The sequence below is a fragment of the Litorivita pollutaquae genome, from assembly GCF_003205515.1.
Classification (GTDB): Bacteria; Pseudomonadota; Alphaproteobacteria; order Rhodobacterales; family Rhodobacteraceae; genus Litorivita; species Litorivita pollutaquae.
In genome coordinates this window covers 575,103-587,171 of record NZ_KZ826481.1, presented here as the reverse complement: position 1 = coordinate 587,171, position 12,069 = coordinate 575,103, and the positions used below count along the sequence as shown (strand labels likewise).

General features: G+C 58.9%; 12 protein-coding genes. 7 read left to right on the top strand and 5 right to left on the bottom strand.

Going from position 1 to position 12,069, the window contains the following annotated elements; genetic code table 11:
- The first annotated feature begins 1 nt into the window (after position 1).
- Both DI396_RS02790 and recO read left to right on the top strand, forming a co-directional pair.
- Positions 2 to 331, top strand: a complete 330-nt coding sequence (locus DI396_RS02790; RefSeq protein WP_110794587.1) for a DUF1491 family protein — start codon at positions 2 to 4, stop codon at positions 329 to 331.
- Positions 332 to 380: 49 nt separating this feature from the next.
- The gene (recO, locus tag DI396_RS02785) at positions 381 to 1,115 is read left to right on the top strand and encodes a DNA repair protein RecO (RefSeq protein ID WP_110794586.1); all 735 of its coding nucleotides are present in this window, start codon (positions 381 to 383) and stop codon (positions 1,113 to 1,115) included.
- A 6-nt stretch (positions 1,116 to 1,121) separates the two neighbouring features.
- Here recO and DI396_RS02780 read toward each other — a convergent pair whose 3' ends face one another.
- The 4 genes from DI396_RS02780 to DI396_RS02765 form a co-directional block, all read right to left on the bottom strand.
- Positions 1,122 to 1,661, bottom strand: coding sequence for a TetR/AcrR family transcriptional regulator (locus tag DI396_RS02780; protein ID WP_110794585.1), 540 nt, complete (start codon positions 1,659 to 1,661; stop codon positions 1,122 to 1,124).
- 133 nt (positions 1,662 to 1,794) lie between these two features.
- Positions 1,795 to 2,595, bottom strand: coding sequence for a metal ABC transporter permease (locus DI396_RS02775; protein ID WP_110794584.1), 801 nt, complete (start codon positions 2,593 to 2,595; stop codon positions 1,795 to 1,797).
- The gene (locus DI396_RS02770; RefSeq protein WP_110794583.1) at positions 2,592 to 3,410 is read right to left on the bottom strand and encodes a metal ABC transporter ATP-binding protein; all 819 of its coding nucleotides are present in this window, start codon (positions 3,408 to 3,410) and stop codon (positions 2,592 to 2,594) included. Before DI396_RS02770 ends, DI396_RS02775 begins: the two co-directional genes overlap by 4 nt.
- Entirely contained in the window at positions 3,407 to 3,901 is a 495-nt protein-coding gene (locus tag DI396_RS02765; protein ID WP_110794866.1) for a transcriptional repressor, read from the bottom strand. Before DI396_RS02765 ends, DI396_RS02770 begins: the two co-directional genes overlap by 4 nt.
- Positions 3,902 to 4,029: 128 nt before the next feature.
- Here DI396_RS02765 and DI396_RS02760 point away from each other — a divergent pair, with 128 nt between their 5' ends.
- The 5 genes from DI396_RS02760 (at position 4,030) to DI396_RS02740 (ending at position 9,890) form a co-directional block, all read left to right on the top strand.
- Complete coding sequence (locus DI396_RS02760; RefSeq protein ID WP_235851714.1) at positions 4,030 to 5,256, top strand: zinc ABC transporter substrate-binding protein; 1,227 nt, start codon at positions 4,030 to 4,032, stop codon at positions 5,254 to 5,256.
- Between the two features lie 323 nt (positions 5,257 to 5,579).
- The gene (locus DI396_RS02755; protein WP_110794582.1) at positions 5,580 to 6,614 is read left to right on the top strand and encodes a TRAP transporter substrate-binding protein; all 1,035 of its coding nucleotides are present in this window, start codon (positions 5,580 to 5,582) and stop codon (positions 6,612 to 6,614) included.
- Positions 6,615 to 6,738: 124 nt separating this feature from the next.
- On the top strand, positions 6,739 to 7,353 hold the full coding sequence (locus DI396_RS02750) for a TRAP transporter small permease (protein WP_110794581.1): 615 nt from the start codon (positions 6,739 to 6,741) through the stop codon (positions 7,351 to 7,353).
- Entirely contained in the window at positions 7,350 to 8,675 is a 1,326-nt protein-coding gene (locus tag DI396_RS02745) for a TRAP transporter large permease (protein WP_110794580.1), read from the top strand. Before DI396_RS02750 ends, DI396_RS02745 begins: the two co-directional genes overlap by 4 nt.
- Positions 8,676 to 8,912: 237 nt before the next feature.
- Positions 8,913 to 9,890, top strand: a complete 978-nt coding sequence (locus DI396_RS02740; RefSeq protein WP_110794579.1) for an SLAC1 anion channel family protein — start codon at positions 8,913 to 8,915, stop codon at positions 9,888 to 9,890.
- A gap of 395 nt (positions 9,891 to 10,285) precedes the next feature.
- Here DI396_RS02740 and DI396_RS02735 read toward each other — a convergent pair whose 3' ends face one another.
- On the bottom strand, positions 10,286 to 11,974 hold the full coding sequence (locus tag DI396_RS02735; protein WP_110794578.1) for an acyl-CoA dehydrogenase family protein: 1,689 nt from the start codon (positions 11,972 to 11,974) through the stop codon (positions 10,286 to 10,288).
- Between the last annotated feature and the right edge of the window lie 95 nt (positions 11,975 to 12,069).

Genomic DNA, 12,069 nt, shown 5'->3' with positions numbered 1-12,069 from the left:
CATGGCGCGTCTGGCGAGCGGGATTTGGGTTTCGGCCTATTTGGCGCGGCTGCGCGTTTATGATATTCCGGCTTTTGTGGTGGCCCATGGGGACGACACTGCGGGGGCGGTTTTGGTCAAACTTGCCACGCTGGATGGGCGTGCGCAGGCCTTTACGCGCGGCTTTGACCTCATGTCCGGCGATCGCAAGTGGGCGCAATTGGCCGCCGGGGCAGAGCCCGAGGTGGATGCCGCCATCGCGCGGCAACGCGACTTTGATCCCGACCTTTGGGTGATCGAAGTCGAAGACCGTGATGGGCGGCATTTGCTGGATGAGGACGGGTTGCAATAACCCACTGCGCGCGGTCATAATCCGCTCATGAAATCGCAAGGAAAACCTCATGGAGTGGCGTGATCAGGGCATCCTTTTGTCTGCCCGCCCGTACGGTGAAACCGGCGCGATCCTAGAGATGTTTACCCCCGAACATGGTCGCCATGCGGGCGTTATGCGCGGCGGTGCCTCGCGCAAAATGGCCCCGATTTTGCAAGCCGGCGCGCAGCTCGATTTACATTGGTCGGCGCGGTTGGAGGATCATCTTGGCACGTTCAAAGCCGAGCCGATGCGATCCCGCACGGCTTCGGCCATGGCGTCGCGGTTGTCTCTGGCGGGGCTTAATACCGTCACCGCGCTTTTGCGGTTTTGCCTGCCTGAACGCCAAGCCTACCCCGCGCTCTATGCCCGCACAGAGACCTTGCTTGATCTGCTCCCCGAGATCGCCTTATGGCCCTTGGCCTATCTGCAATGGGAAATGGCCCTGCTTGACGAGATGGGGTTCGGGTTGGATTTGAGCTGCTGCGCCGTGACGGGCGCGGTGGAGGATTTGGCCTATGTCTCGCCGCGCACGGGGCGCGCTGTGTCGGCGGCCGGGGCGGGGGACTGGGCGGCCCGGTTGTTACCCTTGCCCCCCATTATGCTGGGACAGGGGCGCGCGCCGGATGCCGAGATTGCCGCCGGGTTGCGGGTGACGGGGCATTTCTTGATGCAAAACCTGGCGCCGCAAATTGCGCAAAAACCGCTGCCAGAGGCGCGGGCGCGGTTTATTCAGCGATTTGAACGCGGGCTGGTCGCAGATTGACGCCGCTTAGCGCAGCGCCAGAACCAGATCGACCAAAGTGCCAAGAGTTTCTTGGTCCGCATCCGTCGCATCGGGAAGACCGGACATGCCGACCTGCGCTGCGAGGATCAATCGCGCAATCTGTGGATTGGTGACGCCAATGGTGTTCAGCACGCCGGAGAGGTAATCGAGCCGGATTTTATCCGTCTTGGCGAGGATTTCCGCCGCCGCCGTATCCACTTGCGCCCAGCCGCGCAGTGCTTTTTCCGCCCGCGCTTCGGTGGCATCCTTGGCAAAACCGTTTTGTGCCAACCCGCGCAGGGTTTTGGTGGCTTCTATGCGATCCGCAGGCCCCTCGGGAAGCGCCGAATGGCGATCTTCCCAATAGGTCAGCATGGATTTATGAAAATCCGGCACATCTTTGAAATGCCAATAAAAGCTGCCCTTTGTCGTGCCCAGTTCGCGCGCCAAAGGTTCGGCTTTGAGCGCAGAAGGGCCATGTTGACCCAAAGCCTTGAGGCCGGCCAGCATCCAGTCGTCTTTTGAAAGGCGTGTGCTACGTTTCATAGGGTCTATCTTACGTCAGTTTGCGGCAAATCACCAGATTATTATGCAGTTGCAGCATGATTTTTCTGCGCTGCCGCATTAACTGTTGAGAAGCCGGTATGCCGTGGCACCCGCGCGGGCCGAGCCGGTTTGGTCATGTTGATCGGCGTATAACTCCGAAGATCGACGCGACGCAAAACAGCCCGGCAGCGATGCAAACGATGCTTGGCCCGCTCGGCGTGTCATAGATAAAGGAAAACGCCAGCCCGCCAAAGGCCGAGATCGCTCCAATGCCTGCGGCGATGCCCGCCATCGCTTCGGGGGTATGGGCAAAACGGCGCGCGGTGGCCGCCGGGATCAGCAGCAGGGCCGAAATCAGCAACACGCCGACGACTTTGATGGCGACCGCGACCACCAAGGCCAGAGCAAGGGTCAAGATGCGCGCCTCGCGCTTGGGGTTGATGCCGCTGGCATAGGCGAGATCGGGGCTGATCGTGGCGGTCAGTAGCGCGCCCCAACGGGCATAGAGCAACGCCCAAATCGCCGCCGCCCCGCCCCAGATCACCGCCAGGTCGCCCCGCGTCACCGCAAGAATGTCGCCAAAAAGATAGGCCATCAAATCAATTCGCACCCCTTGCAAGAAACTCACCGCGACAAGCCCCAAGGCCAGCGCCGAATGCGCCAGAACACCCAAGATCGTATCAAGCCCGTGGCCACGATCGGTCAGTGCCGAAACCGTCAGCGCCATGATCAACGCCACCGCCAAGACGGCGGGAAAGACCGGCAGCGAGAAGGCCAGCGATATGGCCACCCCCAATATTGCCGCATGGGCCGTGGCATCGCCGAAATAGGCCATGCGCCGCCAAACCACGAAGCAGCCCAACGGCGCGGCCGCCAGAGCCACGCCAAGTCCCGCCAATGCGGCGCGCAGGGCGAAATCATCTAGCAACGTCATTGGTTTGCCTCCGGTATGCTGTCGTCGTGTTTAGCCGCGTGATTGCAGTCGGGGGTATGGGCGTGCCCCCGTGGCAGTTCCGGCGCGCGCGCCGGGTCATTGCCATCATCGTGCCCGTGATCATGTTGGTGCCGGTAGAGCGCCAACGCCCCCTGTGTGCCAGAGCCAAACAACGCGCGGTATTCCGGCGCCGAGGCGACGATCTCCGGCGTGCCATGGCAACACACATGACCGTTCAGGCAAACCACCCGATCCGAGGCGCTCATCACCACATGCAGCTCATGGCTGACCATCAATACCGCGCATCCCGTTTGGGCGCTGAGTGTTTCAATCTGACGGTAGAAATTGGCTGACCCGATTTGATCCAATCCCTGCGTGGCCTCGTCAAGCAACAGCAGGTCAGGCCGCTCCAGCACTGCGCGCGCCAAGAGCACGCGTTGGAATTGCCCGCCCGAAAGGTCGGCCATTTGCCGGTCGGCCAGATCGGGCGCGCCTGCTTCGGCCAAGGCCGCGCGCACCTCATTGGTCCCGCGCCGTTTGGGAAGCGACAGGAAGCGCCGCACGGTCATCGGCAGAGCCGGATCTATATGCAGTTTTTGCGGCACGTAGCCGATGCGTAGACCCTTGGCGCGGGTGATCGTGCCCGCATCTGTTGGCACCGCACCGATGATGGCCTTGAGCAGGGTCGATTTGCCCGACCCGTTGGGGCCAACAATGGTGACGATCTCGCCGCGATCAATCGACAGATCGACATGATTTAGTGCACGGTGTTCGCCAAGCGTCACACCAAGCCCCTTAATTTCGAGCAGGCTCATGTGGCATCGACCTTATTGCATTGCGGGCATAGGCCTTCGGCCTCGATGACCATGCGTTCGATGGAAAATCCGGCCGCACGCGCGGCGGTATCGACCAATGTGGCGTCCACGTCGGCCTGCGCTTCCTCCACCGCACTGCATTCACGGCAAATTAGAAAGGCGGGGGAATGGCTACCGCCTCGATGGGCATCGGGATGGGCGCAGGCGACATAGGCGTTGAGGCGTTCTATCTTATGCGCCAAACCGTTCGACACCAGAAAATCCAAGGCGCGATAGGCGACGGGGGGCTGGGCGCTCATACCGTCTTCGGCCAGATGGGGTAAGATGTCATAGGCGCCCATGGCTTTGTGTTCTTTGAGCAAAATTTCTAAAACGCGGCGGCGGGCGGGGGTGAACTGCAACCGATTCGCTGCACAGTGCGCTTCGGCCGCTTCCATGGCCTTGTTGATGCAGGCACCGTGATCATGCGGGGCAAATCCGAGGGCGGGCATGGGCGTTTCCTTTTGGGAGCAGGGATGCAAGGCATTCAACCTAGGCGCATTTTTTGAGTTGTGATAATATAACATTGCGGCTATGAGAAGCTCAAATGTTATATCATCACACTTTCCGGAGGTCTACCATGCTGTCTTCTTTGTTCCGCAATGTCTCGCGCATTGCCTTGATATCCGCCGTAATGTTCACGGGCGCGACCAGCCGCGCGGCGGCGGATGTGCCAAGCGTGGTCACGGATATTGCCCCCGTCGGGTCATTGGCCGCGATGGTTCTGGGTGATCTCGGCACGCCGCAGGTTTTGGTGGAATCGGGAGCTTCGGCGCATGGGATGTCATTGCGCCCCTCACAAGCGCGGGCCCTGCAGCAAGCCGATTTCGTGATTTGGGTTGGTCCGGAATTGGAGCCGTGGTTGGACGACAGCCTGACCTCTCTGGCACCACAGGGGCAATCTTTGGTGTTAACGGCGCTACCGGGGACACATGTTTTGCCTGGACGTGAAGAAGTGATTTTTGCGGAAGCGGCGGACACGGAAGACGAGGCTCATGACCACGAACAGGACGGGGCGGAGCACGCTCACGAGGACCACGCGGGTCATGACGAGGATACGCAGCACGATGCGGAACATTCGGACCATGGAAAAGACGATCACGAGTCGGCAGAGCACGCCGATCATGATCAGGCTGATCACGGGGAGCATGAGGACGGCGCCCATTCGGATCACGATCACGACGCCGAAGCGCATGATAATCACGAGACCCATGACGACAACCACGAGGGCGACAACCACGCTGACGAGAGCCACGATGATCACGGCCACCATGACCACAGCCACGCGGGCGGTATCGATCCGCACGTCTGGCTTGACCCTGAGAATGCGATAATATGGCTCGATGCTATTGCCGCCGCGATGGGCGATGCCGATCCGGAGCATGCCGCCGACTATCTGCGCAACGCTGCACAGGGCAAGGCCGAGATCGCTGCTGCCGTGCAAGAGGCGCGTCGTCGGCTGGAGCCGGTTCGTGATCTCCCCCTGCTCGCATTTCACGATGCCTATCAGTATTTCGAAAAGGCGTTTGATTTGACGGTTGCCGCAGCGGTGTCGCTGTCGGATGCCAGCGATCCCGGCCCGGCGCGGTTGGCGGCGCTGCGCGATCTGGTCGCCGAGCACGGCGTGGCATGCGCCATCACTGAGCCGCAATTTTCAATGCGGCGGCTTGATCTGGTGCTTGAAGGCACGTCCGTGCGCCGCGTCCACGTTGATCCGCTGGGGGCCGATTTGCCTCTGGGTGCGGACCAGTATCCGGCGCTGATTCTTGCCATGGCCACCGGCTTGGCTGGTTGTGTCGCCCCCTGATGCTATGTCCCGCGCAGAGGCGAGCAGGGCAGCAGAAAGCCAGCGTTGCGAATAAAGGTATATTTCGCAACGCTCTTTTTGCGCCGGAGCTTGAGATGGCTTCATCTGTAAAAGTCCCTATTTTTCAGGGGCCTCGATTCGGGCTTGATCTTTTTCGGGCAAGGCGGATGAATGGCACCATCTGAACAGGGCTACGGTTTGGCGCGCCCGATTGAACCGCATGGAGGAGAAATGCGGATCGGGCGCACCACGGAACAGCCCATGTTCTTATCAAGTTGCCGTCAAAGGGCGGTGCGTGTTGTACGATTAGGGAGAAAATCAACATGAGCTTTGTGAAAATCGCACGGCGCGGTGTCGCCGCTGGCGCAATGCTGGCCGCGATGTCGACGGCATCTTTTGCCCAAGAGGTGACATTGAAAATGCACCAGTTTTTGCCAGCACAGGCTGCTGCGCCAAAGCTGATTTTGGATGTCTGGGCCGATAAGGTCGAACAGCAGAGCGGGGGCAAAATCAAGATCGAACGCTACCCTTCGATGCAATTGGGGGGCAAGCCGCCGGAATTGGCCAGTCAGGTGGTGGATGGCATTGCCGACATTATCTGGACCGTGACCGGATATACTCCCGGCCGTTTCCCGCGTTCCGAAGCCTTCGAGATGCCCTTTATCATGACCAATGCCGAGGATACCTCGCGGGCCTATTGGGAATATGCCGAGAAAAACATGCTCGACACCGACTTTGCGGATATGAAAATGATCGGGGTTTGGGTGCATGGCCCCGGCGTGATCCATTCCAAGGAACCGATCACATCGGTGGAGGATCTGAACGGTGTCAAACTGCGTGCGCCATCGCGTGTGACCAACAAACTGTTCAGCAAATTGGGCGCAACACCCATTGGTATGCCGGTCCCTGCTGTGCCTGAATCCCTGTCCAAGGGCGTGATCGATGCGGCTGTGATTCCGTGGGAAGTGACCTCGGCGTTGAAAGTGGCGGAATTGGTCGGAAACCATACCGAATTTGGCGAGGATGCGCTTTACTCCACCACGTTCCTTTTTGCGATGAACAAGGACACATACGACAGCATGTCGGACGAGTTGAAGGCGGTGATTGACGCCAACTCCGGCGCAGACATGTCGGCATGGGCTGGAAAAATCATGCAAGAGGCGGATGCCCCGGCGCGCAAAATCGCCGTGGACCGTGGCAACAACATCATCAACCTGACGCCTGAGCAAGTGGCCGAATGGAAAACTGTCGCCGCATCTGTTGAGAAAGACTGGGTCGAAGAGGTCTCCACCGATGACTTCGACGGGAAGGCATTGCTGGAAGAAGCCAAGGCTTTGATTGCCAAGCATAGCAAATAGGCCGTAAAACCCCCTGACATAGGGCCGTGGCATAGGCTGCGGCCCTTTTTTAACGCCTGTGCGGGGCGGACCACCATCGGTCCCCCAGAGCGTTTGCGCCAATGGGGTCGAGAAGAGGGTTTCCATGACAGGATATGCCAACGGCAAGCATCATGCGCTCTATCGCGCTGTGCTGCGCCTGTCGCAACTGATGGCCATTCTCGGCGGCATCGTGTTGACCGGCTTGATTGTGTTGATCTGCATCTCTGTTGCCGGGCGGACGATGAATACGATCCTGCATATGACGGTTATCGAGAACAGCTTTCCTGTTTTAGCCAAAAGCCTTCTGGATTGGGGTCTTGGGCCGATTTTGGGCGAATACGAGGTTGTCGAAACCTCGATGCCCTTTGCCATCATGGCCTTTATGCCGCTGTGTGCGCTGACCGGCGGGCATGCCTCTGTCGATCTTTTCACGCTGCGCATGCCTGCGCGGGTGAACCGCGCCATCGACCTTATTGTTGCGGTGCTCTTTGCGGTTTGCTTCGTGCTGATCACATGGCGGATGTATGAGGGGATGGCCGCAAAAATGCGCTACAATGAGAGCACGACCCTTATGCAAATTCCAATCTGGAAAGCCTATGCCGCCGCGCTTGTCGCGGCTGCCGTGACCTGTGTGGTCAGCACCTATATCGTGGCCGTCCGTCTCGTGGAAAGTGCCACAGGCCGCGTGATGCTGCGCAACGAAGGAGCAGACTATTGACCGATATTGCATTGGGCGTCGCGTCTTTTCCGGTGCTGCTGCTGCTGATATTTCTGCGGGTTCCAATCGGATTGGCAATGTTTCTGGTCGGTCTGGCAGGGTATTACTACCTCACGGGCGGGATGAAACTTTCGTTTAGCATATTGAAATCCCACACCTATTCCGAGTTTTCGAGCTATTCTTTGTCGATCGTGCCGATGTTCTTGCTGATGGGGCATTTCGCCACCCTTGGCGGCATGTCCACGGCGCTTTTCAAAGCGGCAGAGGCATTTCTGGGCCATCGCCGCGGCGGGGTTGCGATGTCGGCGGTCGGCGCCTGTGCCGGCTTTGGCGCGATTTGTGGATCGTCCTTGGCCACGGCGGCGACGATGGGGCAGGTGGCTTTGCCCGAACTGCGGCGCTACGGGTATTCGGGCGGATTTTCGACGGCCACTTTGGCAGCCGGCGGCACATTGGGGATCCTTATTCCGCCTTCGGTGATCCTTGTGATCTATGCCACGCTGACCGAGCAAAACATCGCCAAGCTCTTCCTCGCGGCTTTCATTCCCGGCATTCTTGCCGCGATTGGATATATGATCACCATCTCGATCTATGTCCACCTACACCCCAAGGCGGCAGGCGTGCGCCCCCCTGTCCCGATGCGCGCGCGGTTCAAAGCCTTATCCGCCGTTTGGCCGGTTTTGATGGTGTTCCTGACCGTGATCGGCGGGATCAATTTCGGCGTATTTTCCCCCACCGAAGGCGCGGCGGTCGGCGCGGCGGGCACAGGGTTGATTGCGCTTTTTAGCGGCGGTTTGTCATGGGGCACATTGGGCAACAGCTTTTTGGCCACGGGGCGCAACACCGCGATGATTTTCTTTATCATCTTCGGCGCGTCCTTCTATAATGCCTTTCTCGCCCGCTCTGGCGCGCCGCAGGCTTTGTCCGATTACATTGGCAATTCCGGGTTTAGCCCATGGTTGATTTTGACCATCATCCTTGTGCTTTATCTGGTCTTTGGTTGCATTATGGACAGCCTGTCGATGATCTTGCTGACCATCCCGATATTCTGGCCGATCATCTCGACATTGGATTTCGGGTTGAATTCGACCGAAGAACTGGCGATCTGGTTCGGCATCATTGTGTTGATTGTGGTGGAGGTCGGGTTGATCACACCGCCGGTCGGGATGAATCTCTTTGTCATCAACTCGATGGATCGCAAAACCCCCATCGCTGACACCTATCGCGCGGTGGTATATTTCGTCGCCTCCGATATGGTGCGGGTGGTTTTGTTGGTCGCGTTTCCGGGCATTACGTTGTTTTTCTTGCGGGTGATGGCATAGATCTCGGTCGCCGCCTCTTGGGCGTTCGGGCGAGGTGTTCGGATGCTGCCTATTTCGTGTTTTGATTTTGGGGCTGCCGGTTAAATCCGCGCCCATACCCGCCCTTGGGCTGCACCGGAGCCCTCTCGTATTTCGCGTGATATTGACTTGGCGCAAAGCGCAGTCAAAAATTACATGCGAATTATAATATATGTTGGCGTGCCCCGTTGCCCGCGCCCGCGTCAAGGAGAATAACATATGGCCCAAACTCAAACCGACGCCGCACCAGACAGCGCATTGGCGCATTATCCCGTGACCTTCTTTGCTGTGGTGATGGGGCTGGCGGGGCTGACCCTCGCGCTGCGCGGAGCCAGCACCGCATTGGGGCTAAGCGATTTGCCCGCACAGGTGATGTTTTATGTCACCTGTGCGGCATTTATCGCCATAGCGGCGTGCTATGCGCTCAAGGCTCTGCGCTATCCCGCGATGGTGCGTGCCGAATGGAACCATCCGGTGCGATTGGCCTTTTTTCCGGCCAGTTCTATTTCGCTCCTGTTGATTTCTGTGGCCGCGATAGAGCAAAGCCGCAGCTTCGCAGAAGCTGTTTGGTTGGTCGGCGTGGCGGCGCAGGCGGTGTTGACGATCGCGGTGGTTACCGGATGGATCGGCACCCGCAGTTTTCAAACCGGCGCCCTGTCCCCTGCATGGTTCATTCCAGCCGTGGGCAATGTCATCGTGCCCATAGCAGGTGCGCCCTTGGGCTATGTCGAGCTGAGCTGGTATTTCATGGCCGTGGGTTTGATATTTTATGTCGTGCTGTTGACCTTGGTGATCAACCGGTTGATTTTCCACGATCCTTTGCCTGGAAAATTGCAACCGACATTGGTGATCCTGATCGCGCCGCCTGCGGTGGCTTTTGTCGCGTGGTTGCGTTTGACCGGTGAGATCGACGCTTTCGCCCGCCTTTTGCTGAACATCGCTTATTTCTTCACGCTGATTGTCGCGGTGCAATTGCCGCGCATCGTAAAGCTGCCCTTTGCCATGTCGTTTTGGGCGTTGAGCTTCCCGATCGCCGGGATCTCTATCGCCAGTTTCGTCTTTGCGGATGGGACGGGAAGCGCGGCGCACCTGTTTTTCGGGCTGGTGTTGTTAGGGGCGCTCTGTGTGGTGATCGCGGCCTTGGTTTTGCGCACCCTGCGGGCGATGCGCGCCGGAGAAGTTTGTGTGCCTGAATAGACATCCGCATGCAATCAGCCAAAGCGCGATCGTCGGTAAAGCGTTGCGCAACGGGGGGGGTATGATGCGCCTGTCACATCGGATGGATCGGGGACATTCGATTGTTGGCGCGGCGGTGATCGGAATGGCGGCGCAGTGACCATGGGCGTGGCGGCGCGAATACGTGGCCGGGCCGCTCAGCTGAGCGCGGGCCAGATGGCACAAGTGCGGGCCAGCAAGGCGCTCTCCTTGAAATGAAGCGGTAGCGCGGGCCGCTGCCAAGCACCGCAAATCTCGCCGCCGAAGCGAGGAGTTGTTCATGTTATTTGCGCGCTATCTGCGTCATTAAGCAAAAGAAAACCGCCCCCTGCGCAACGGGCAGAGGGCGGTCCAGATTGTCGTGCTATGTGACCGGTTCAGCCCAGCAAGCGGCGCGCGATCACCTGTGCTTGGATCTCTGCTGCGCCCTCGAAGATATTGAGGATGCGCGCATCGCACAGGATCCGGCTGATGGTGTATTCGAGGGCAAAACCGTTGCCGCCGTGGATTTGCAACGCATTGTCGGCGCAAGCCCATGCGACCCGTGCGCCGAGCAGTTTCGCCATGCCCGCTTCCACATCGCAGCGGCGGTCTTGGTCCTTTTGGAAGGCCGAGAAATAGGTCAACTGGCGCGCGATGGTGATCTCGACCGCCATCATCGCCAATTTGCCCGCCACACGCGGGAAATTGACCAACTGGCTGTCAAAGGCCTTGCGGTCGAGCGCATATTGCAAGCCCACATCAAGCGCCGCCTGAGCCACGCCGATGGCGCGCGCGGCAGTCTGGATGCGCGCGGCTTCAAAGGTCTGCATCAATTGCTTGAACCCCTTGCCCTCTTCGCCGCCCAAAAGGTTCTCGCCCTTCACATGGAAGTTGTCGAACCCCAACTCGTATTCCTTCATGCCGCGATAGCCGAGCACTTCGATCTCGCCGCCGGTCATGCCCTCGGTCGGGAAAGGATTGGCATCATCGCCGGGGGTCTTTTCCGCAAGGAACATCGACAATCCGCGGTGGTCATCGTTTGACGGATCGGTGCGTGCCAGAACCGTCATCACATGGGTGCGCGCGGCGTGGGTGATCCATGTTTTGTTGCCGGTGATTTTGTAATCGCCGCTCTCGTCCTTCACCGCGCGGGTGCGCAGGGAGGCAAGGTCCGATCCGGTGTTCGGTTCGGTGAACACCGCCGTTGGCAGGATCTCGCCCGAGGCCAAACCGGGCAGCCATTTTTCCTTTTGTGCGTCGGTGCCGCCGCAAAGGATCAATTCGGCAGCAATCTCGGAGCGGGTCGCCAACGAGCCAACGCCGATATAACCGCGCGACAGCTCTTCGGACACCACAACCATTGATGCCTTGGACAGGCCAAAACCCCCGAATTCTTCGGGGATGGTCAAGCCGAAGACGCCCATTTCGGACAGCTCTTCGATCACCGACATCGGGATCAATTCGTCCTTGAGGTGCCATTCATGGGCGAAGGGTTCAACTTTTTCGCTGGCGTAGCGGCGGAATTGATCGCGGATCATTTCCAATTCTTCATCCAGGCCAGATGCGCCGAACATGCCGTTGGCTTGTTGATCGACCATCAATTCGGCCAAACGCATCCGCGCGGCCTGGCTGTTGCCCGAGGTCATCAATGCGTCGATCTCGGCCGTCTGCAACGCCGCCAGCGCCTCGCCGTCAAGGCCGAGGTCATGCAGACGGACAGTCTCGTTTTGGCTCATCTGGATACCGCCGCCGATCTGCATGAGGTATTCCCCAAAGGCGATTTGGTGGATCAATTGTTCGATCTCGCCGAATTTGCCGTCGGCGTGAAGCTTCTCGGCCCATTTTTGCATCTGGCGCAGGGATTCCACATAAGTGGCGAGCCATGCCAGACCATGTGTCGCGGTTTGCTCTTTTTCGACTTCGCGGGCAGACACGCGCCCGTCGACTTCAACGCGGGAACGCACGATCTTTTTGGCCTGCTCCAACACCGTCTCAACAGGGGGCACAGCGGCCCCGGTCACTGCCAGAAGATTGGGGAGAATGATGTTATTTGTCATCGCGTTTCCTTGTCCGTCATGAGCCATGAATCACGTCCATATTTGTCTCGGGTCGGTTTAATCACTTAGCAGTTGCAGCGCAACATTTATGCGACTTTGTTGTTTGTTTTGATCGAAAATTG